Source organism: Rubellimicrobium sp. CFH 75288 (assembly GCF_009904055.1).
In the GTDB taxonomy this organism is placed as follows: domain Bacteria; phylum Pseudomonadota; class Alphaproteobacteria; order Rhodobacterales; family Rhodobacteraceae; genus Rubellimicrobium.
The window spans coordinates 49,233-71,439 of sequence record NZ_WYDP01000008.1 but is presented as its reverse complement, the minus strand read 5'-3'; the positions used below and the strand labels follow the sequence as shown (position 1 = coordinate 71,439).

Sequence of the window (22,207 nt, the reverse complement as noted above, 5' to 3'; positions counted from 1 at the left end):
CCTACTCCACGTTCTGGATCTGCTCGCGCATCTGATCGATGACCGACTTCAGGTCAAGGCCGACGCGGATCAGTCCCGTCGAGTTGGATTTGCTGCAGAGCGTGTTCGCCTCGCGGTGAAACTCCTGCGCCAGGAAGTCGAGGCGACGCCCGACAGGTGCTTGCTCGTCCAGAAGCGCACGGGCGGCCGCGACATGGGCTTGCAGCCGATCAATTTCCTCCGCCGTGTCGGAGCGCACGGCGATCAGCGCCAGCTCCTGTTCGAGACGGCCCGGATCGGCTTCCGGCACACTGGCGCAGATGCGCCCCAAGGCTTCGCGCAGCGCCACGGCTGCGGCGTCGCGCTGCATCTGCGCCTCGACGGAGGCGTGGCGGGTCAGCGCCTCGATCGTGTCGAGATGGCGTATGAGGATCGCCCGCAAGGCCGACCCCTCGACTTCGCGCATGCGGCGCAGCCGCAGCAGCGCCTCCTCGAAGCCCGCTGTCACCGCCTCGCCCAGCCCGGTCGGAACGGTGGTCCCCGACTGCATCATCACCCCGCGGACGGCCAGGATCTCGACCGGACTGGGCAGGCCGAGGTCCACCCCCGCTGCCGCGGCCTGCTCGCGGACCAGCTTCACCGCTGCCAGCGCACGCAGGAGCCCGTCAGGGTCGATGGTCGGCGCCGCAGCCGGCCCCTCCGTCTCGAGGCGCAGCGTGCCCGATACGGCACCTCGGGCGAGATGCCGCGCAGCCAGCGTCCTCAGGCTCGGCTCGATAGGTTCGATCCCGTCGGGCAGCCGAAGCCGAAGATCGAGCGACTTGCCGTTGACGCTGCGCAGGTCCCAGTCCCATCTCACCCCCTCGAGTGAGCCTGACGCCGTCGCAAAGGCGGTCATCGAACGGATCATTGCAGATCCCCCTGTCCTGCGCTGCTCCATCCTCCGTGGGGCCGAGCGCGAGAGTCCAGAGCCCGCCATTAACCGACGGGCGCGATTTGTGCGCCGCCGGAGTGCGCCTGCACTAGATTCATGATCCGGTAACCTTCCGGAATGCTGCCATGTCCTCTCCGCCCCGCTCCGCTGCTGCCCCAAGCGACCGGGATGTCCTGACACGCCTCTGGCGCCGTTCCTTCGGATCGGGGGCCCTGCCCCGGCAGTACGGGATCGATCCGGCGACATTGGGGGCAATCCTTCCGTGGACCCTGTTGCTCGCCCCGGACCCGGCCGGCGATCCGCGCATCCGCTTCCGCGGCAGCGCTTTCGACTCCGCGCTGGGATACCCGGCCGCCGGGACGTCCCTCATGCTCTTGTTCGACCGCGGCAGCCGACCCGATCTGGTCCGATGGATCCGGCTGGCGCAGTCCTGCCCCGCCCTGATCCGGCTGCCCGTCACCGGCGCCAAGGGGACCTCCCCGGCGTCCGGATCCGCAGTCCTCACGCTGATGCCGCTACGGCACGAGGACAGTTCCGGTCGCCTGGTGGCCACGCTGCTGCCGGACGGGAACGCAGACCTGTGCGCCCCCCTGAACCTGTCTACCGCCCGGCCTGTCGCCCTGGAGCCATTCCGTGGTCCGGTCGGGCCGCCGGGCCTGCCGAGGCGGATGCAGGCCCCTTCCCTTCGGGTCCTGCCGGATCCAGTCCGCCCGCCCGGCTGATCGACCCCTCAGACGGCCTCGGCCTGCTTGACTCCTGCCCGCCGCGCCGAGAGTTCCTCGGCCACGAGAAAGGCCAGTTCCAGTGCCTGGGATGCGTTCAGGCGCGGGTCGCAGGCGGTATGATAACGGTCCGACAGGTCCTCGTCTGTGACGGCCCGGACCCCACCCGTGCATTCGGTCACATCCTTTCCAGTCATCTCGAAATGCACGCCGCCGGGGATCGTGCCCTCGGCATTATGGACGGCAAAGAACTCCCGTACCTCGCGAAGAACCGAGTCGAACGGTCTGGTCTTGTAGCCCGACGACGACTTGATCGTGTTGCCGTGCATCGGGTCGCAGACCCAGGCGACCTGCGCGCCCTCCTCCTGCACGGCCCGGATGAGCCGCGGCAGGTGTTCGGCCACGCTGCCCGCACCGAACCGCGCAATCAGGGTGAGCCGGCCAGGCTCGTTGCGCGGGTTGAGCTTCTGGATCAGCGCCTTGAGATGGCCGGACGTGAGCGAGGGCCCGCATTTCAGACCGATCGGGTTCTGGACGCCACGGCAGTATTCCACATGGGCACCGTCCGGCTGTCGGGTCCGGTCGCCGATCCAGATCATGTGGCCCGAGCCGGCAAGCCATTGCCCCGTTGTCGAGTCCACGCGGGTCAGCGCCTCCTCGTATTCGAGCAGAAGGGCTTCATGCGACGTGAAGAACTCCACCGTCTGGAGCGTGTGCGCGGCCTCGGACCGGATGCCGGCGGCCTCCATGAAGTCGAGCGTATCGGAGATGCGGTTGGCCATCTCGCGGTACTTCTCGGCCTCGGGAGCGGCCGTGAAGCCCAGGGTCCAGGCATGGACCTTGTGCACGTCCGCATAGCCCCCCGTGGAGAACGCGCGCAACAGGTTCAGCGTCGCCGCCGATTGCAGATAGGCCTGCAGCATCCGCTCGGGATCAGGAATGCGCGCCTTTTCATCGGCTTCGAAGCCGTTGATGATGTCCCCCTTGTAGGACGGCAGCTCCCGACCATCCACCAGCTCGGTCGCCGCCGAACGCGGCTTCGCGAACTGACCGGCCATGCGTCCGACCTTCACCACGGGAACCTTGGCACCATAGGTCAGGACCATGGCCATCTGGAGGATGACCTTGAACGTGTCGCGGATATTGTCGGCGGAAAACTCGGCAAAGCTCTCCGCACAATCCCCACCCTGCAGCAGGAACGCGTTCCCCTTGGCAACTTCGCCCAGCAAGCCCTTGAGACGACGGGCTTCCCCCGCAAAGACCAGCGGCGGATAGGAGGCGAGGCGCTGTTCGACAGCCTTCAGACGGTCCGCGTCTGGATAGTCGGGCATCTGGACCCTGGGCTTCCGCCGCCAGTCTGTCTTGTGCCACTCGGCCATGTCGCATCCTCCTCGGCCGCGCCGCGTGGACCTGCTGCGCGTCGCGGGCTTATAGCGGGTGCCGACGACTGCTCCAAGCCTCTTCCGCTCGGGGCAGATGGTGCCATGCCGCTCTGACGACACCGTGTGCCGCTTGCAGGACATCTTGCTGCCGTAGCGCGAACCTGAAAAAGTGCGCGCCGGCGCGACGGAGCATCTCCCCGCGCAGCAGGTGCCCCATGAACATGTTCTCCAGCAGGCCGCAGGATGCAAAACCGTCCGGGAACGCTCCCCGGACGCGGCGCTTTGTCTTTGTTCTGCTTCGCGACTTCACCATGCTCAGCTTTGCCTGTGCGGTCGAGCCGCTGCGGATCGCCAACCGGATGGCGGGTCGCCCGCTTTATTCCTGGATCCTGGCGGGCGAGGGCGGCGGCGAGATCGCCTGCTCCAACGGCACGGTCTTCAAGCTGGACAGCGACCTCGAGGAGCTGTCGCGGGAGGATACGGTCCTGGTCTGCGGCGGCATGGACGTCCAAGCCGCCACAACGCGGGGCATCCTGAACTGGCTCCGGCGCGAGGCACGCCGCGGAGTCAGCATCGGCGGCCTCTGCACGGCGGCGCACACGTTGGCCAAGGCCGGTCTCCTCGACGGAAGAAAGGCCACGATCCACTGGGAAAACCAGGATTCCTTTGCCGAGGAGTTCACGGAGGTCAAGCTGACCAAGTCCGTGTTCGTCATCGACGGCAACCGCATGACGACGGCCGGCGGCACGGCTTCCATCGACCTGATGCTCAAGCTCATCGCCAGCGACCATGGCGAGGATCTGGCCAACGCCGTGGCCGACCAGCTCATCTATTCGGCGATCCGGACGGATCAGGACACGCAGCGCCTGTCGATTCCGACGCGGATCGGTGTGCGCCATCCCAAACTCAGCCGCGTCATCCAGATGATGGAGCAGACCATCGAGGAGCCGATCTCGCCCTCGATCCTCGCGCAGGACGCCGGGCTGTCCACTCGCCAGCTCGAGCGCCTCTTCCGGCGCTATCTCGACCGTTCGCCCAAGCGCTACTACATGGAACTCAGGCTACAGAAGGCACGCAACCTGCTGATGCAGACCGACATGAGCGTGATCAACGTCGCGCTGGCCTGCGGGTTTACCTCGCCGTCGCACTTCTCCAAGTGTTATCGCGCCCATTACGGCACCACCCCCTATCGTGAACGCGGCACGCAGGGGGGCGGGCCCCGTCTGTCCATCTGATCGTCGTCGGGCCGGTGCAAGGCGGCTTCACAAGCGCAGCGCTCTGCGGCTAGCGTGCCGCCCACGGATTCCGTCCTTTCAGGGAGACAATAATGAGAAGACTTCTTCTGGCCGCCGGAGCGACCGCTCTGCTCGCCGGCATGGCCGCCGCGCAGGATGCGCCGCCGAAGATCGGCATCATCCTCGGCTTCACGGGTCCCCTCGAATCCATCACGCCCTTCATGGCGCAGGCGGCGGAGATCGCCATCGCCGAAGTGAACGCCGCCGGCGGCATCCTGGGGCAGCAGGTGGAATCCGAACGGGCCGACAGCACCTGCATCGACGCGGCCGCCGCCACGGCTGCGGCGGAGGGTCTCGTCTCGGCGGGGGTCAACGGGATCATGGGCGCCGACTGCTCGGGGGTCACCAACGCCATCCTGACCAATGTGGCGGTGCCCAACGGGATCGGGATGATCTCGCCCTCGGCCACGTCGCCCGGCCTCTCCACCGTGGAGGATAACGGCCTGTTCTTCCGCACGGCGCCGTCGGATGCCCGCCAGGGCGTCGTGATGAGCGAGATCCTGATGGACCGCGGCATCACCGAGGTGGCCGTGACCTTCACCAACAACGACTACGGGCGGGGCCTGGCGGACAGCTTCCAGGCGGCGTTCACCGAGATGGGCGGGACGGTCACGCTGTCGGCCGCGCACGAGGATGGCCGGGCCGACTACTCGGCCGAGGTTGCGGCGCTCGCGGCGACGGGGTCGGATGTGCTGGTCGTCGCGGGCTATACCGACCAGGGAGGGCGCGGCATCATCCGCAACGCGCTCGACACCGGCGCCTTCGACACGTTCGTGCTGCCCGACGGGATGATCGGCCAGGACATCGTGGACGACCTGGGCGACGGCCTGGCCACGTCCTTCGGCCAGCTGCCCGGCACGGACAGCGAAGGCGCGCAGATGTTCCAGGAGATCGCCGCCGCCGAGGGCTTCGACGGCACCTCTGCCTTCGCGCCGGAGAGCTACGACGCCGCCGCTCTCATCATGCTCGCCATGGCGAAGGCGGGCTCGACCAACTCGGCCGAATGGACGCAGCACGTCATGGATCTGGCGAATGCGCCGGGCGAGCAGATCTTTCCCGGGCAACTGGCGCGCGCGCTCGAGCTGATCGCTGCGGGCGAGGAGATCGATTATGAGGGTGCGACCGCTGTCGAACTGATCGGGCCCGGCGAATCGGCAGGCAACTACCGCGAAGTCGAATTCCGCGATGGCGAGATCGTGACGGTTCGCTTCCGGTGACGGAACCGGCAGCTTGACGCCCAAGCGCGGCCCGGGGTAAGGCCCCGGGCCGTCGCGCTTCCGAGCAGGGCGGAGCGCCATCTCCCGCAGCATGAAGGGGCCGGGATGATCGAGGTCCACGATCTCCATAAGCATTTCGGAGGGTTCCGGGCGGTGGATGGCGCCTCCCTCTCCATCCGGCCCGGGACGATCACGGGGCTGATCGGCCCCAACGGCGCCGGAAAGACGACCCTGTTCAACGTGATAGCGGGGCGTCTGCCCCCGACATCGGGGCGCGTCACGATGGGGGGCGAGGACATCACCGGCCTGCCGCCGCACGAGTTGTTTCACAAGGGCTTGCTTCGCACCTTTCAGATTGCGCACGAATTTTCCTCCATGACCGTGCGCGAGAACCTGATGATGGTCCCCCCGAACCAGTCCGGCGAGTCCATCTGGAACGCCTGGTTCGCCCGCGGCCGCATCCGCCAGGAGGAGGCCCGGCTGGCCCGCAAGGCGGACGAGGTGCTGGAGTTCCTGACGATCCGCCATCTGGCGGACGAAAAGGCCGGCAACCTGTCCGGCGGTCAGAAGAAGCTCCTCGAACTGGGCCGGACGATGATGGTGGATGCGCGCATCGTCTTCCTCGACGAGGTAGGGGCGGGGGTGAACCGGACGTTGCTCAACACGATCGGGGACGCCATCGTTCGCCTGAACAGGGAGCGCGGCTACACCTTCTGCGTCATCGAACACGACATGGATTTCATCGGCCGTCTCTGCGACCCGGTGATCGTCATGGCCGAAGGCAAGGTTCTTGCCGAAGGGCCGGCCGAGTCGATCATGCGCAACGAGGCGGTGATCGAGGCCTATCTCGGGCGCGGTCTCAGGAACAAGGGCGCGGCATGACAGAGGCTTACGATCCCCTGCGCGACGACCGGGGCAACCGGGACATCTCGATCACCAAGATCGGCAACCCTCCTGTCCTGACGCCTGCGGAGAACCGCGAGACCCGTCCGGCGCCCGGAGCGGTCCGGGCCTTTCTGACCGCGGAGGCGATGGTCGGGGGCTACGGTCGGGGCGCCAACATCCTGAACGGCTGCACCGTCGCCGCCGAGAAGGGGCAGATCGCCGTCATCGTCGGGCCCAACGGGGCCGGCAAGTCCACGGCGATGAAGGCGGTCTTCGGCATGCTCGAGTTGCGGCAGGGCACCGTGACGCTCGACGGCGAGGACATCACCCGTCTCAAGCCGCAGGAGCGCGTCGCCAGGGGCATGGCCTTCGTGCCCCAGACCCGCAACATCTTCGCCTCGCTGAGCGTCGAGGAAAATCTCGAGATGGGGGCCTTCCTGCGGCGCGACGACATTTCCCGAACGATGGAGCAGGTTTATACTCTGTTCCCCATCCTCAAGGAGAAGCGCCGCCAGCCCGCCGGAGAGCTGTCCGGCGGACAGCGCCAGCAGGTCGCTGTGGGGCGCGCCCTCATGACCGAACCCAAGGTCCTGATGCTGGACGAACCGACCGCCGGGGTGTCGCCCATTGTCATGGACGAGCTGTTCGACCGGATCATCGAGGTGGCGCGGCAGGGGATCACCATCCTGATGGTGGAGCAGAATGCCCGGCAGGCGCTGGAGATCGCGGACATGGGGTATGTCCTCGTCCAGGGGGCCAACGCCTATTCCGGGACGGGGCGCGAGCTTCTGGCCGATCCGATGGTCCGCAAGAGCTTCCTGGGAGGCTGAACACCATGACGCCGCCTGCCCCGCCCAACCCGTCGATCGGAGGCTGACCGCTTGGAGCCGCTCAACGCCCTTGTCGTCTTTCTGAACTTCGTCTTCATCCCGGCCGCGGCTTACGGGGCGCAGCTCGCCCTCGGTGCGCTGGGGGTGACGCTGATCTACGGCATCCTGCGCTTCTCGAACTTCGCCCATGGCGACACGATGGCGTTCGGCACGGCGATCACGATCCTTGTCACCTTCGCGCTGCAGGGTGCGGGCGTCACCTTCGGTCCGCTGCCCACCGCCCTCCTCGCCCTGCCGGTCGGCATCGCGGCAACCGCCCTTCTCGTACTCGGCACCGATCGGTCCGTCTACCGCTTCTACCGCGAGCGCAAGGCGGCTCCGGTGATCCTGGTGATCGTGTCGATGGGCGTCATGTTCGTCATGAACGGCATCGTCCGCTTCATCATCGGCGTCGAGGACGTCGTGTTCACCGACGGCGCCCGTTTCGTGATCGACGCGCGCGGCTTCCGGGAGGCGACAGGCCTGGCGGAGGGGCTGGCGCTGCGGTCCACGCAGGTGATCACCCTGGTCACGGCCGCGGTCGCCGTGGCGCTGCTGTTCTGGTTCCTCAACCGCACGCGCACGGGCAAGTCGATGCGCGCCTTCTCGGACAACGAGGATCTGGCCCTGCTCTCGGGCATCAGCCCCGAACGGGTGGTGGCCATCACCTGGATCATCGTGGCGGCCCTGGCGACCACGGCGGGGGTGCTTTACGGCCTCGACAAGAGCTTCAAGGCCTTCACCTACTTCCAGCTTCTCCTGCCGATCTTCGCGGCCGCGATCGTCGGCGGTCTCGGCAATCCGGTGGGAGCCATCGCCGGGGGATTCATCATCGCCTTTTCGGAGGTCATGGTGACCTATGCGTGGCGCAAGGTGGTGGCCTACCTGCTGCCCGAGGGGCTCGAGCCGACATCGCTGCTGCAGCTGATGTCCACCGAGTACAAGTTCGCGGTCTCCTTCGCGATCCTCGTCATCGTCCTGCTGTTCCGGCCCACGGGCCTCTTCAAGGGGCAATCGGTATGACCTCCGTTCCGCGCGCCACCAGCCAAGCCGCGCCCCGTGCCGGCGCCGACCTGCGCATCCCGCTGCTCTATCTGGCCATGGCTGTCCTCCTTGTGGTCACGGGGTGGATCATGGGAGCGAACTATGCGCTCACCATCGTCAACATGGGCCTCATCTCGGCCATCATGGCGCTGGGGGTGAACCTCCAGTGGGGCTATGCGGGCCTCTTCAACATCGGCGTGCTCGGGTTCCTGGCCTTGGGCGGTCTGGCGACCGTTCTGGTCGCCATGCCCCCCGTCGTCGAGGCGTGGGAGGCGGGCGGCCTGCGGGTCATGGCGGGTCTCGTCCTCGGGTTCGTCACGATCCTGGGGCTCGTGCAGATCTGGAAACGGATGGCGCCCGGGCGCGCCCGGACCTGGAGCATGATCGTGTTCGGCGTCGCGGGTCTCCTTGTCACGCGATGGGTCTTCGATCCGGGCGTCGCGGCGGTGGAGGCGGTCTCGCCGGCCTCCACGGGCTACCTGGGCGGTCTCGGCCTGCCGGTTCTCCTCGCCTGGCCGGCGGGAGGGCTGCTGGCGGCGGGGGCCGCCTGGGTGATCGGCAAGACCGCCCTCGGCCTGCGGTCCGACTACCTCGCCATCGCCACGCTGGGCATCGGGGAGATCATCCTGGCCGTCCTGAAGAACGAGGACTGGCTGGCCCGCGGGGTCAAGAACGTCGTGGGCATCCCCTCCCCCGTCCCGCAAGCGATCCAGCTTCAGAACGACCCGGACTTCGTGGCCCGGGCGGCCCAGCTGGGCTATGATCCGGTGACGGCCTCCACGCTGTGGAACAAGATCCTCTACATGGGGCTGTTCGCGGCCGTCCTTCTTGTTGTCCTGGTTCTCGCGCAGCTCGCGCTGCACAGCCCTTGGGGCCGGATGATGCGCGCGATCCGTGACAACGAGGTGGCCGCGGAGGCCATGGGCAAGGACGTGACGCGCCGCCACCTCCAGATCTTCGTTCTGGGCTCGGCCGTGATCGGCATTGCGGGCGCGATGATGGTCACGCTGGACGGCCAGCTCACGCCGGGGTCGTATCAGCCGTTGCGCTATACCTTTCTCATCTGGGTCATGGTGATCGTCGGCGGATCGGGCAACAACTGGGGCGCGATCCTGGGCGGGTTCCTGATCTGGTGGCTGTGGGTGGTGGTCGAGCCGCTCGGCCGCTGGATCTTCGCCCATCTGATCGGCGTGCTGCCGGAGGGGTCGTGGCTGGCCGGGCACCTGGCGGGGGCCGAGGCGCATATGCGTCTGCTGACGATGGGGGTGCTTCTCCTTCTGGTGCTGCGGTTCTCTCCCCGGGGGCTGATCCCGGAGCGGTAGGCGGTGGAGGGCGGCCGATTCGCCGCCCTCTCCCTGCACCATGCCACAGAAGGGTTAAGAAACCGTTAGCGGCGGAGCCTCTGAATCAGGCTCGACGTGTCCCAGCGTCCGCCGCCCATCGCCTGCACATCGGCATAGAACTGGTCCACCAGCGCCGTGACGGGCAGCGTCGCGCCGACCTCGCGCGCGGTGGCCAGGCAGATGCCCAGATCCTTGCGCATCCAGTCCACGGCGAATCCGTGCTCGAAATGCCCGTCGAGCATCGACTCGTGCCGGTTGACCATCTGCCAGGACCCCGCCGCACCCTGCGAGATCACCTCCACCAGCGCGCGGCCGTCGAGCCCCACCTTCTCGGCGAAGGCCAGCGCTTCCGACAGGCCCTGGACGAGGCCGGCAATGGCGATCTGGTTGGCCATCTTGGCGAGCTGGCCGGCCCCCACATCGCCCAGCCGGCGGCAGATGCGCGCATAGACCGCAAGGACCGGGGCGGCGCGGGCGAAATCCTCCTCCGAGCCGCCGCACATGATCGAGAGCTGGCCCTTCTCGGCCCCGGCCTGTCCGCCGGAGACGGGCGCATCGACATAGCCGATGCCGCGTTCGGCGGCGAGGGCGGCGAGTTCGCGCGTCACCCGCGCGCTGACGGTCGTGTGATCGACAAAGAGCGTGCCCGGTGCCATGCCCGCGAACGCCCCTGTCTCGCCCAGGCAGACGGAGCGCAGGTCGTCGTCGTTGCCCACGCAGGCGAGGACGACGGCGGCTCCCGCGGCCGCCTCGCGCGGGGTGGGCGCGCTGCGATGGCCGTGACGCGCCACCCAGTCCGCGGCCCTGGACGCCGTGCGGTTGAACACGGTCACGTCATGCCCGGCAGCTGCCAGATGACCGGCCATGGGTCCCCCCATCACGCCGAGTCCCAGAAAGGCCAGTCGCAACCCCCTGCCCGCCGCCGCGTCCTGTTCCGCCATGCGCTTGCTCCCTCGCCCCAAGCCTGCCAAACCCATGGCCGCGCCCCCCGGTGGCGTCAACCACCACCCTGCCCTGTCCGAGGTCCGTCTTGGCCATCCTGTTCCGCTGGCTGTTGCGCGCCACGCTGGCCCTGATCGTCGCGGGCCTGGTGCTCCTGCTCGGGGTCTGGTGGCTCGCCTCGCGGTCGCTGCCCGACTACAACGCCACGGCGGAGGTCGCGGGCCTCGCCGCGCCGGTCGAGATCGTCCGCGACCATTCCAACGTGCCGCACATCTTCGGCAGCAGCGATGCCGACGTGTTCTTCGGCCTGGGCTACGTCCACGCGCAGGACCGGCTGTGGCAGATGCTGCTGATGCGGCGAACGGCGCAGGGCCGACTGAGCGAGATCTTCGGCGAGCGCACGCTCCCGATCGACAAGCTGGTGCGGCGGCTCGATCTGGCGGGGCTGGGGCGCGCGTCGCTCGAGGCGCAGGACGAGGACACGCAGGCGGCGCTGGCGGCCTATGCGGCCGGCGTCAACGCCTGGCTGGCGGAGGTCAACGAGGGGGCCCGAGGCCGGGGTGCGCCGGAGATGTGGCTCTTTCCGCAGGCGATCGCGCCCTGGCAGCCCGAGGACAGCCTGGCGCTGCTCAAGCTGCTCGCGCTGCAGCTCAACGGGCAGGCCGAGGCCGAGGTCCTGCGCGCGCGGCTGTCGCTGGTGCTCGATCCCGAGCGGGTGGAGGATCTGATGCCCGCCGCGCCGGGCGAAGGGACGGCAGCCCTGCCCCGCTATGCCGAACTGGTGCCGGGGCCGCTGCCCCGGCTGGCGGAGTGGGACCGGGCGGCGCGCGATCCGCTCTCGCCCGATCGGGGACTGGCGCTGTCGGGGGCCTCCAATGCCTGGGCGGCGGGGCCGTCGCGGACGGCGACCGGCTCGACCCTGCTCGCCTCGGACCCGCATCTGGGGTTGACCGCGCCCGGTCTGTTCTACCTCGCGCGGCTGGAGCTTTCGACGGGCGGCGTCATCGGCGGCAGCGTGCCCGGCATCCCCGCGATCCTGTCGGGCCGGAGCGCCGATCTGGGCTGGGGGATCACCTCGAGCTACCTGGACGATCTGGACGTCTATGCCGAGGAGGTGAACCCGCGCAACGCGCAGGAATACCGCACCCCCGACGGATGGGCCCCCTTCCGCACGCGCGACAGCATCATCGCGGTCAAGGATGCGCCGGCGGTGACGCTCCAGCTTCAGTGGACGGCGAACGGGCCGGTGCTGGGGCCGGACGATTTCGGTCTGGGCACCGTCCGTCCGCCGGGGCATGTCATGGCGGTGGCCTGGACGGCGCTGTCGGACCGCGACACGACGATGACGGCGGCCATCCGGCTGATGCGCGCCCGGACGGTCGATCAGGCGCTGGCCGCGTCGCGGCTGTTCGTGGCCCCGTCCCAGAACCTGGTCGTCGCCGATCGCAACCGGATCGCGATGACGACGATGGGGCTCATCCCCGTCCGCCATCCCGAGCACCGCAGCCAGGGCCGGATGCCCACGCTGGGCTGGGACGAGCGGAACCGCTGGCAGGGCGTGCGGCCGACCGACAGCAACCCTGTCTGGATGAACCCGCCCGGAGGGATCGTCGGCAACACCAACAACAAGCCGCTCGACGCGCCCTTTCCCGATCATCTCTCCTTTGTCTGGGGCGACAGCCAGCGCATCCAGCGCTGGGCCTTCCTGATGCAGTCGCGCGAGATCCACACGCGCGAGAGCTTTCTCGAGGCGCAGCTCGACACCGTCTCGCCCGCGGCTCGGACGCTGCTGCCGCTGGTGGGGGCCGACCTGTGGTTCACGGGCGAGGCGGCGCCCGAGGGCAGCCCCGAACGGCTGCGGCAGCGCGCGCTCGCGCTTCTGGCCGAGTGGAACGGCCAGATGTCCGAGCATCTGCCCGAGCCGCTCATCTACGCGGCCTGGATGCGGGCGCTTCAGGATCGGCTGATCCGGGACGATCTGGGTCCCCTCGCGGATGCCTTCACCCATGTGGAGCCGCTGTTCATCGAGCGGGTCTTCCGCAATGTGGGCGGCGCCTCGGCGTGGTGCGACATCCGCCAGTCGGCGGCGGTCGAGACCTGCGCGGAGATCGCGCGCCTCGCGCTGGACGACGCGATCCTGTGGATCCGGGAACGCTGGGGGACGCAGCTCGAGAGCCTGCGCTGGGGCAATGCGCACGAGGCCGTGCACGAGCACCCGGTCCTGGGCACGAGCGGGCTGCTGTCCTGGTTCGTCAACATCCGCCAGAGCACGAGCGGGGACGATCACACGCTCATGCGGGGGCGGGTGCGGGGGACGGGCGCCAATCCGTTCGTGAACGTCCATGCCGCGGCCTATCGCGGGATCTACGACTTCGCCGATCCGGATTCCTCCGTGTTCATCATCGCCACCGGCCAGTCGGGGCATCCGCTGTCGCCGCATTACGACGATCTGGGGGAGTTGTGGCGGCGGGGCGAGTACATCCCGATGTCGCTTGATCCTGCACTGGCGCGGGCGGCGGCCGTGGGGATCACGCGGCTGCTGCCCGTCGCCCGGACTGCCGAAGCGGGGTGACGGCGCCGCCCCGGCTCAGAGCAGGGCGAAGCGGTCGCGCTGCCGCGCCGTCCAGCAGACGCGCAGACGGGTGCCCTCCTCCTCCGTCCGCTCCGCCAGCACCAGCCGGTGCTCGTGCAGCCATGCCCGGCGGCGTCCGTCCCCGTGGGGCAGGAGCAGCTCGTCCTCGGTCCGCGGCTCGTCCAGAAGCCGCGTCACCGCCGCCAGCAGCGCCTCGAGACCCTCGCCGGTGAGGGCCGAGACGGGAAACACGGCCGGATCGCGGTCCGGGCGGGCAGGCGCGGCGGGGCGATCCTCCGGCGGCAGGAGATCGATCTTGTTCCACACCTCGATCAGCGGGGTCGTCTCCGCCACGCCAAGCGTCTGGAGGATCGTCTCGACGTCGCGGGCCTGGGCCTCGCTCTGGGGATGGCCGATGTCCCGGACATGCAGGATCAGGTCCGCGTCCAGCACCTCCTCGAGCGTGGCGCGAAAGGCGGCCACGAGTTCGGTCGGCAGGTCCGAGATGAAGCCTACCGTATCGGACAGGATGACATCGAGCCCCGACGGCAGGCGGACGCGCCGCATCGTGGGGTCCAGCGTGGCGAACAGCATGTCCCTGGCCACCACGTCCGAGCCTGTCAGGCGATTGAACAGCGTGCTCTTGCCGGCATTGGTGTAGCCGACGAGGGCGACGACCGGAAACGGCACCTTGGCGCGCGCGGCGCGGTGCAGCGTCCGCGTCTGAACCACCCGGTCGAGCTGTCGCCGCAGCCTGACCAGCTGGTCGTCGATGGCGCGGCGGTCGGCCTCGATCTGCGTCTCGCCCGGCCCGCCGACAAAGCCGAAGCCGCCGCGCTGGCGCTCCAGGTGGGTCCAGGACCGCACAAGGCGGGTGCGCTGGTAGGACAGCGCGGCCATCTCCACCTGAAGGACCCCTTCGCGCGTGCGGGCACGGTCGGCGAAGATCTCGAGGATGAGGCCCGTGCGGTCGAGAAGCTTGACGCCCCATTCCTTCTCGAGGTTGCGCTGCTGCACCGGCGAGACGGGTCCGTCCACCAGCACCAGCTCCACTCCGCTTTCCGCAAAGCGGGCCTTCAGCTCGGCGATCTTGCCCGAACCGAAGAGCATGCCGGGATGGACCCTGGGCAGACGGACGATCTCGGCGCCCCGAAGATCGAGTTCGGGGAGCGCGGCCGCCAGGGCGACCGCCTCCTCCAGGGCGGGCTCGGCCGGCCGCGCGGCGCGGTCGGCCTTGATGTCGGGGTGGAGAAGCCAGGCCGGCGTCCTCTTGACCGCTGTGGACGGCAAGGTGTCAGTCGTCCCCGTCGTAGAGATTGACCGGCTGGGCAGGCATGATGGTGCTGATCGCGCTCTTGTAGACGAGCTGGCTCTGACCGTCGCGGCGCAGCAGCACGCAGAAGGAATCGAACCAGGTGATGACGCCCTGCAGCTTGACGCCGTTGATCAGGAAGATCGTCACGGGCACCTTGGTCTTGCGGACGTGGTTGAGGAAGGCGTCCTGAAGGTTCTGCCTGCTGTCGGCCATTCCCGTTCCACTCTTGCTCTTGCGCGCGGGCGGGGGGCCGTCCGCATCCGCGTCAGTATGCGGGCGCGGCGGAGGGAGTTCCAGCCCTGCCGCTTCGGCCGCCGGAGCGTCTGTGGCGGGCTTGCCAGCCGGTTGGGGTTGCGGGGCCGCCTGGGGCGGCCTCGCGATGCCGAGGGTGCGCCGGGGCGCCCGTTCGTTGTCTGCCGCCATCATTCCCCCTCGGCATAGACAAGGCGGGGCGTCGTCTTGACGCCCGTGACGACGCCCAGCGACTTGAGCTTGCGGTGGAGCGCCGAGCGCTCCATGCCCACAAAGGCCGCCGTGCGCGAGATGTTGCCGCCGAAGCGGTTGATCTGCGTGAGCAGGTATTCCTTCTCGAAGAGTTCGCGGGCCTCGCGCAGCGGCAGCGTGGCCAGCCCGCCGGACAGCACGACGCGCCCCTCCTCGTGCGGGACCTCGTCCATGGAGGGCAGTTCGCGCGCCGCGATGTCGCCGCCCGGCTCGCCCAGGATCAGGACGCGCTCGATGACGTTGCGCAGCTGACGGACGTTGCCGGGCCAGGACATCGTCTGGAGAAGGGCGCGGGCATCCTCGCCCAGGCGGCGCAGCGGCAGGCCCTGCATGCGGTTGAGCACCGTGATGAAATGTTCCGCCAGAAGCGGGATGTCCTCGCGCCGGTCCTCGAGCGAGGGCACGGCGATGGGGACGACGTTGAGGCGGTGATAGAGTTCCTGCCGGAAGGTGCCGGCGGCGATCGCCTCCTTGAGGTTGCGGTTGGTGGAGGAGATCACGCGCATGTCCACGTGGATCTTCTCGGTCCCGCCGACGCGCGTGAACTGCTGGTCCACCAGCACGCGCAGGATCTTGGACTGGGTGCCGAGCGGCATGTCGGCAACCTCGTCGAAATAGATGATGCCGCCATGGGCCTGTTCCAGAAGGCCCTTCTCGATGCCGCGGCCGGCGCTTTCGCGGCCGAACAGCACCTCCTCGAAGCGTTCGGGCTCGATCGAGGCGGAGTTGACGACGACGAAGGGGCCGGAGGCGCGGTTGGAATGGGCATGGATCCAGCGCGCGGCCGTCTCCTTGCCCGAGCCGGGCTCGCCCGTCAGCATGACGCGGCCGTTCGACTTGGTGACCTTCTCAAGCTGGGCGCGCAGGCTGCGCATGGCCGGGCTGTCGCCCAGCATCTCCGTGCGCTCCCGGTCGCCGCGCTTGAGCGCCACGTTCTCGCGGCGCAGGCGCGACGTCTCCATCGCGCGGCGGATCACGACGAGAAGCTGCTCGATGTTGAAGGGCTTCTCGATGAAGTCGTAGGCGCCCTGCTTGATCGCGGCCACCGCGATCTCGATGTTGCCGTGGCCGGAGATGATGATGATCGGCACCTCCGGGTGCTCGCGCTTGACGGCCTTGAGGATGTCGATGCCGTCCATCCGGCTGTCCTTGAGCCAGATGTCGAGGATCATCAGCGCCGGCACTTCCCTGGCGATTTCCGCCATGCACTGCTCGGAGGTTCCGGCCAGTCGGGTGGTGTAGCCTTCGTCGCGCAGGATGTCCGAGATCAGCTCCCGGATGTCGCGCTCGTCGTCGGTGATCAGGATGTCGCCCATCTCTTATACCGCCCTTCGTGTTGCCTGTATGGGTTGATCTGCTTCGTTCTCAACGGTCTGCGTCTTGACCGGGAGGGTAAGGATGGCGCGCGCGCCGCGTCCCTCCGCGGCATCCTCGAGGGCCAGGGTTCCCCCGTGCTCCTCGACGATCTTCTTGACGATCGGGAGACCGAGGCCGGTCCCCTTCTCGCGGGTGGTCACGTACGGCTCGAACAGCCGGGAGCGGTCCTCCGGGAGGCCGATCCCGTTGTCCTCGATGACGAGGCGGGCCCGGCCCGCCTCGGAGGTGAGCGCCACGCGGATGCGCGGCACGAAGGCGAGGTCGGGTTCCCGCTCCTGGCGGGTCTCGATCGCCTCGCCGGCGTTCTTGAGCAGGTTGGTCAGGGCCTGCGCGATCATGGTGGGGTCGAGGTCGGCCGGCACCGGCGCGTCGGGCAGGACCGCGTCGAAGCGCACGCCGGGCTGGCCGGCCTCCTGCAGGGTGACGGCATCGCGGACCAGCCGGACCAGGTCGATGGTGCGCCGTTCGGGTTCGGGCATGCGCGCGAAGCGCGAGAATTCGTCCACGATGCGGCGGAGGTCCTCGGTCTGGCGCACGATGACGTCCGTCATCTGCTCGAGGTCGCGCTGCCCCTCCTCGTCCAGATGGCGGCCGAACTTGCGCTTGATGCGCTCGGCCGACAGGCGGATGGGCGTGAGCGGGTTCTTGATCTCGTGCGCGATGCGCCGTGCCACGTCGCCCCAGGCGGCCATGCGCTGGGCCGAGACGAGGTCGGTCACGTCGTCGAAGGCCACCACATAGCCTTCGGTCTCGCCCCCCTCGGACCGGCGCGGCGCCATGCGGACCAGCAGGATCTCCTGCCGGCCCCCGCGCAGCAGCGCAACCTGCTCCTGCACGTCCTCTTCCGCGCCCGTGCGCAACCTCTCGAAGAGCGGAGCGAATTCCGGCACGGCGGCCGCCAGCGAGAGCGGCGGGGTGGCGCCCTCGCCCATGCCCAGCAGACGCCGGGCGGACGGGTTGGCAAAGGTCACGCAGCCTTCGGCATCGAGGCCCACCACCCCGGACGTGACGGAGGACAGCACCGAGTCGAACAGCCTGCGGCGGCTCTCGATCTGGTCGGTCGTCTCGAGGAGACGTTCGCGCTGGGCCTTCAGACGGCCCGTCATGTGGTTGAAATGACGCCCCAGCGCCGCGATCTCGTCGTCGCCCTCCTCCTCGATCACGCGCACGTCGAGATCCCCCGCCCCCACCCGTTCGGAAGCCACAAGCAGCCGCCCGACGGGGCGCGACAGCCCTTCGGCGAACCAGAGCGCCAGCCAGACGGCGGCCAGGATCAGGATGATCGAGAAGCCGAGATAGAGCAGCCCGAACTCGAACAGCAGGCGCCCCTTCTGCGCATCGAGCTGGCGGTAGAGGTCCACGGTCGCCTGCGTCTCGTCCAGAAGGGCAAGCACGCCGCCATCGACGGCCCGGGTGACGAACAGGTAGCGGTCCAGGAAGGACGGCAGCGGGATCAGCGCGCGGAACTCGTTGTTGGCCCAGTCCTCGATGATGGCGATGCCGTCGGAGCGCGCGCGGGCAAAGGCCTCGGCATCCGGGGGCTCGTAGCCGAACTCGTAGGAGCGCGCACCCCGGGCCCGGATGCCGCCGGCCCCGTCGATGACGAACGCCTCCGTCAGACCCCGCTCGATCTGCGCCTGCACGCGCCCGAGCGCCTGCCTGAGGTCCCCGTCCGACAGGCCGAAATTCGCCCGCCGCACGGAGGCGAGGTTCTCGGCCTCCAGAAAGGCGGCGAGGGCGCGTCCGTCGCGGGCCAGTTCCTCGCGGTGTTCCTGTTCGTAGGCCTGCGCGGCCGCCAGCGAGTTCGACACGACCTGGCGGACGCGATCGGAGAACCACCCCTCGAGACCCACATTGATCGTGAGGACCGAGAACACCGCCACGAGGACGGTCGGGATCAGGGCCAGGAGCGCGAAGGTCCCCACGAGGCGCAGATGCAGCCGCGAGCCGGCCGAGCGGGCCCGGCGAGCCGCGACCATGCGCGCCACCTCGCGCCCCACGAGGGCCGCCACCACGAGGACATAGACGAGGTCGGCCAGAAGGACGAGCCGGAGGGTCGGCGACGACGCACCCTGATTGAGCGGGCCGAGCACGACATAGGTGAGCGCAGCCAGAACGGGACCCAGCAGGACAAGCCCGATGGTGCCCGACGCCCGGACCCAGCGGAGACGCCGCAAGCGGCCGATCCGCGCCAGTCCTCTGCCTGCCAGCCCGCGCTGCACGCCCTCGCCTCGCTTCCGGGGGCCGAGCCCCCTGCCGCCCCGCCGCGGTCCCCCCCTTTGCGGGCGGGCCACGGTTCTGTGACCTGTTTACATCAACTTGCGGCGACGTGTCACGCGAATATCGTGATCCGTGATCTTTTTGCGGAGCGTGTTCCGGTTGATGCCGAGAAGGTCGGCCGCCTTGGCCTGGTTGCCGCCGGTCGCATCCAGCGCGATCTCGATCAACGGCACTTCAACTTCGGCCAGGATCCTGTCGTAAAGGCCGGCGGGGGGCAGACGGGCGCCATGCAGGTCGAAGTAGCGCCGCAGGTGCCGCGCGACCAGGCCGGACAGCTTCTCGGCGCCGTCCGGATGGCCGGGCAGGTCGGCGGCGGGCTGGCTGCCCAGCACCGCCTCCACTTCGGCGCGGCCGATGTCGCTGTCGCTCGATGTGGCCGCCAGGCGACGCACGGCGTGTTCGAGCTGACGCACGTTGCCGGGCCAGGAATAGGCCCGCATCAGCTCGAGCGCCGGACCGGTCAGCCGGCGCAGCGGAAATCCCTCGCGCTCGGCGCGGACAAGGGCATGATCCGCCAGAAGGGGGATGTCGTCCACACGTTCGCGCAGGGGCGGAAGAACGAGGTGCACCCCGTTGATCCGATAGAACAGGTCGTCCCGGAACCGGCCCGCCTCGATGCGACCGGCGAGGTCGAGGCGCGACGAGGCCATCACGCGGGGTCCGCCGGGCGGGAGCGCGTCGAGCAGCCGCGCGATGCGCGCCTGCTGCTCCTCGGCCAGGTCGCCGATCTCGTCGATGAGGATGGAGCCCGCCCGCGCACGGGCGAAGGCCTGTCCCAGTGCGTCGGCGCTGCCGGCCAGATCGGCCGCGCTGAGCGTGACGAAGGGCAGCGCCCGGCGGTCCGAGAAGTCGTGCACGGCGCGCGCGACGAGCGACTTGCCTGTTCCCGATTCCCCCGTGATCAGAATGGGAAGCGAGGTGTTCATCACCCGCGCCACCAAGCGGTAGAGCGCCTGCATGGCGGGTGTGCGCCCGACGAGCGGCAGTTCGTTGCCGGCATTGTCCGGTTGGGTGCGCGGGGGCTGCGGAACCAGACGGCGCTTGGTTTCCAGCGCCTTGGCGGCGCGCTTCATCAGTTCGGGCAGGTCGAACGGCTTGGGCAGGTAGTCGAACGCCTCGGCCTCGGCGGCGCGGATGGCGGTCATGATCGTGTTCTGGGCCGAGATGACGATCACCGGCAGGTCCGGGCGCGCGCTGCCGATTCGCGGGAGCTGCTCGATGCCGTTGCCGTCCGGCATCACGACATCCGAGATGACGAGGTCGCCCTTGCCTTCCTCCACCCAGCGCATGAGGGTGACGAGCGACGAGGTGGCATGCACCTTGCATCCGGCGCGTGTCAGGGCCTGCGTCAGAACGGTCCGGATCGTGCGGTCATCGTCGGCGACGAGCACGGTGCCATCCATCTACTCTTCTCCCTCCTTGGGTGAGTCGGGTTCAGGTGCCCGCGGCAGCGACAGGCGGAACACGGTCCGGCCCGGCACCGAATCGACCGAGATCCAGGCCCCCATCCCCGCCAGCAGCTTGGCAACGAGGGCCAGACCCAGTCCGGTGCCGTTCTCGCGCCCCGAGACGAAGGGCTCGAAGATCTCGGCGGCGATGTCCGGCGGCACGCCGGGCCCGTCGTCGATCACCTCCACCTGCAGGGGCAGTCGCGCCTTGGTCCCGTCGGGACGGGTGAGGCGGAGCGACGGTTCGTAGAAGGTGCGCAGCCGGATCGTTCCGCCCCCCGGCGCCGCTTCGGCCGCATTGCGCAGCAGGTTCAGCATGACCTGGAGGAGCTGGTCGGGGTCGGCGAGGGCAGCGGGGAGCGACGGGTCGTAATCCTCCACGAACCGCATGTGGGCGGCAAAGCCCACCGCCGCCGACTGGCGGGCCCGGTCCAGCACGTCGTGGATGTTGACGGGTCCCTGGATGGGCGGAGAGAGGTTGCCGAACTGCTCCACCCGCGACAGGAGCGTCACGATGCGGCGGGTCTCCTCCACGATCAGCTCGGTGAGTTCGAGGTCAGGACCCCTGAGCGACATCGACAGGAGCTGGGCCGCCCCGGTGATCCCCGCCAGCGGGTTCTTGATCTCGTGCGCCAGCATCTCGGCCATGCCGATCGCCGAGCGGGCCGCCTTGGCGCTGCGGTCGTGCTGGGTGACGCGGCTGGCGATCTCGCGCGGGGACAGCAGCAGCAGCATCCGGTCGTCCTCGAGCGGGGCCAGATGGACGGAACAGAGCAGCGGCGGCCGCTCGCCCGTTCCGACATCGACATCGCTGACGAGAAGCGGCGTCCGCTGGGTGCGGGCGCGGCGATAGGCGTCCTCGATCGGCGCGGCGATCATGACGCGGTCCCAGACCGGCAGCCCGGCCAAGGCGCGCGCCGAGGCGTTGAGGAACGCCTCGGCCGCCGGGTTGGCCTCCTCGATGCGGTCGTGGGCATCAAGGATCAGGGCGGGCAGCGGCAGCGAGGCCCAGAGAGCCGAACAGGAGGGGATCATGCCGCCTCCCGCCGGTCCGGCGCGAGCGCCCCGGGCAGCAGGCGCAGCACGGTTCCGGGGGCGTCGGCCGTCAGGACCGCCTGCCGCAGCGGAGCGGGCGTGCCGGCGCGGTCCATGTACCAGCCCAGGTGCTTGCGCGCCACCCGCCGGCCCAGTTCGGTGCCGTAGAAACGCAGCATCGCCTCGTAGTGGCCCGAGACGAGGGCGATCCGCTCCTGCACGGTCGGCGCCGGCGGCAGGGCCCGACCGCCCAGCAGCCGGGCGAGCCGGCCGACGATCCAGGGCTGCCCCTGCGCGGCCCGGCCGATCATGATTCCGTCCGCCCCGGACAGCGACAGGGCCGCATGCGCGGCGGGCGCGTCGCCGATGTCGCCATTGACGATCACCGGGATCGACACCGCCTCGCGCACCCGGCGCACCGCAGCCCAGTCGGCGCGACCCTTGTAGAACTGGGCCCGGGTCCGCCCGTGGACCGTGACGAGCGCGATGCCTGCAGCCTCGGCACGGCGGGCGATCTCGGGCGCGTTGATCGAATCCTGGTCCCAGCCCAGCCGCATCTTGAGCGTGACCGGCACGGAGACCGCCCCCACCACGGCCTCGATCAGCCGCAGCGCGTGGCAGGGATCGCGCATGAGCGCCGAGCCCGACCAGCCGTTTGTCACCTTCTTGGCCGGACAGCCCATGTTGATGTCGATGAGCCGCGCTCCGTTCGCCTCCACGAGGCGCGCCGCCTCCGACATCCAGCGCGCCTCGCGCCCCGCGAGCTGCACGGCCGTGAGCCCGTCCCCCAGCCCCAGCGCCGCCTTCTCGCGCGTGCCGGGCCGGGCCTGGACCATCTCCTGCGAGGCCACCATCTCCGAGACGACCCATCCCGCCCCGAACGAGGCGGCGAGGCGGCGGAAGGGCAGATCGGTGATCCCCGCCATCGGCGCGAGCGCAACGGGTGCGTGCAGCGTCACGGACCGGACGGAGAGGGGTTGGAGAGCGGACATGATGTGCCTTGATGCCTGTTGCAGGTCTAGAAAGCAGGGCGGAACGAAACAACGTCATGGCGCGAGGCATGC

18 protein-coding genes are annotated in these 22,207 nt (G+C 69.2%); 8 read left to right on the top strand and 10 right to left on the bottom strand.

Going from position 1 to position 22,207, the window contains the following annotated elements:
• Position 1: 1 nt before the first annotated feature.
• Positions 2 to 889 carry a YicC/YloC family endoribonuclease gene (locus tag GT358_RS08780; protein ID WP_166582237.1) on the bottom strand — a complete coding sequence of 296 codons (888 nt, stop codon included), beginning with the start codon at positions 887 to 889 and terminating at the stop codon, positions 2 to 4.
• A gap of 149 nt (positions 890 to 1,038) precedes the next feature.
• Here GT358_RS08780 and GT358_RS16905 point away from each other — a divergent pair, with 149 nt between their 5' ends.
• Positions 1,039 to 1,635: a PAS domain-containing protein gene (locus GT358_RS16905; protein WP_166582236.1), complete on the top strand. Its 597-nt coding sequence runs from the start codon at positions 1,039 to 1,041 to the stop codon at positions 1,633 to 1,635.
• Positions 1,636 to 1,643: 8 nt separating this feature from the next.
• On the opposite strand, the gene GT358_RS08770 is transcribed toward GT358_RS16905, so the two are convergent.
• A complete protein-coding gene (locus GT358_RS08770) occupies positions 1,644 to 3,014 on the bottom strand; it encodes a class II 3-deoxy-7-phosphoheptulonate synthase (RefSeq protein ID WP_166582235.1) in 1,371 nt (456 codons plus the stop codon).
• A 224-nt stretch (positions 3,015 to 3,238) separates the two neighbouring features.
• Here GT358_RS08770 and GT358_RS08765 point away from each other — a divergent pair, with 224 nt between their 5' ends.
• The 6 genes from GT358_RS08765 (at position 3,239) to GT358_RS08740 (ending at position 9,649) form a co-directional block, all read left to right on the top strand.
• Positions 3,239 to 4,252 (top strand): GlxA family transcriptional regulator, encoded by a 1,014-nt coding sequence (locus GT358_RS08765; RefSeq protein WP_208103443.1) that lies wholly within the window; start codon positions 3,239 to 3,241, stop codon positions 4,250 to 4,252.
• Positions 4,253 to 4,344: 92 nt separating this feature from the next.
• Positions 4,345 to 5,529, top strand: a complete 1,185-nt coding sequence (locus GT358_RS08760) for an ABC transporter substrate-binding protein (protein ID WP_166582233.1) — start codon at positions 4,345 to 4,347, stop codon at positions 5,527 to 5,529.
• A gap of 105 nt (positions 5,530 to 5,634) precedes the next feature.
• Positions 5,635 to 6,411, top strand: a complete 777-nt coding sequence (locus GT358_RS08755) for an ABC transporter ATP-binding protein (RefSeq protein ID WP_166582232.1) — start codon at positions 5,635 to 5,637, stop codon at positions 6,409 to 6,411.
• Positions 6,408 to 7,244: an ABC transporter ATP-binding protein gene (locus tag GT358_RS08750; RefSeq protein ID WP_166582231.1), complete on the top strand. Its 837-nt coding sequence runs from the start codon at positions 6,408 to 6,410 to the stop codon at positions 7,242 to 7,244. Before GT358_RS08755 ends, GT358_RS08750 begins: the two co-directional genes overlap by 4 nt.
• Positions 7,245 to 7,295: 51 nt before the next feature.
• A complete protein-coding gene (locus GT358_RS08745) occupies positions 7,296 to 8,306 on the top strand; it encodes a branched-chain amino acid ABC transporter permease (protein ID WP_166582230.1) in 1,011 nt (336 codons plus the stop codon).
• Positions 8,303 to 9,649, top strand: a complete 1,347-nt coding sequence (locus GT358_RS08740) for a branched-chain amino acid ABC transporter permease (protein WP_166582229.1) — start codon at positions 8,303 to 8,305, stop codon at positions 9,647 to 9,649. The genes GT358_RS08745 and GT358_RS08740 overlap by 4 nt, the downstream gene beginning before the upstream one ends.
• Before the next feature lie 65 nt (positions 9,650 to 9,714).
• Here GT358_RS08740 and GT358_RS08735 read toward each other — a convergent pair whose 3' ends face one another.
• On the bottom strand, positions 9,715 to 10,611 hold the full coding sequence (locus tag GT358_RS08735; RefSeq protein WP_166582228.1) for an NAD(P)-dependent oxidoreductase: 897 nt from the start codon (positions 10,609 to 10,611) through the stop codon (positions 9,715 to 9,717).
• A gap of 89 nt (positions 10,612 to 10,700) precedes the next feature.
• Here GT358_RS08735 and GT358_RS08730 point away from each other — a divergent pair, with 89 nt between their 5' ends.
• Positions 10,701 to 13,184 (top strand): penicillin acylase family protein, encoded by a 2,484-nt coding sequence (locus tag GT358_RS08730; protein WP_166582227.1) that lies wholly within the window; start codon positions 10,701 to 10,703, stop codon positions 13,182 to 13,184.
• A gap of 15 nt (positions 13,185 to 13,199) precedes the next feature.
• On the opposite strand, the gene hflX is transcribed toward GT358_RS08730, so the two are convergent.
• From hflX to dusB, 7 genes are all read right to left on the bottom strand, one after another.
• On the bottom strand, positions 13,200 to 14,474 hold the full coding sequence (gene hflX / locus GT358_RS08725; protein WP_166582226.1) for a GTPase HflX: 1,275 nt from the start codon (positions 14,472 to 14,474) through the stop codon (positions 13,200 to 13,202).
• 4 nt (positions 14,475 to 14,478) lie between these two features.
• Positions 14,479 to 14,712, bottom strand: coding sequence for an RNA chaperone Hfq (hfq, locus tag GT358_RS08720; protein ID WP_166582225.1), 234 nt, complete (start codon positions 14,710 to 14,712; stop codon positions 14,479 to 14,481).
• A gap of 209 nt (positions 14,713 to 14,921) precedes the next feature.
• Complete coding sequence (locus tag GT358_RS08715; RefSeq protein WP_166582224.1) at positions 14,922 to 16,319, bottom strand: sigma-54 dependent transcriptional regulator; 1,398 nt, start codon at positions 16,317 to 16,319, stop codon at positions 14,922 to 14,924.
• Positions 16,320 to 16,322: 3 nt separating this feature from the next.
• A complete protein-coding gene (locus tag GT358_RS08710; protein ID WP_371416262.1) occupies positions 16,323 to 18,566 on the bottom strand; it encodes an ATP-binding protein in 2,244 nt (747 codons plus the stop codon).
• Between the two features lie 123 nt (positions 18,567 to 18,689).
• Complete coding sequence (locus GT358_RS08705) at positions 18,690 to 20,063, bottom strand: response regulator (protein ID WP_166582222.1); 1,374 nt, start codon at positions 20,061 to 20,063, stop codon at positions 18,690 to 18,692.
• Complete coding sequence (locus GT358_RS08700; protein WP_166582221.1) at positions 20,064 to 21,143, bottom strand: nitrogen regulation protein NR(II); 1,080 nt, start codon at positions 21,141 to 21,143, stop codon at positions 20,064 to 20,066.
• Positions 21,140 to 22,135, bottom strand: coding sequence for a tRNA dihydrouridine synthase DusB (gene dusB, locus GT358_RS08695; protein ID WP_166582220.1), 996 nt, complete (start codon positions 22,133 to 22,135; stop codon positions 21,140 to 21,142). Before dusB ends, GT358_RS08700 begins: the two co-directional genes overlap by 4 nt.
• Positions 22,136 to 22,207 lie beyond the last annotated feature (72 nt).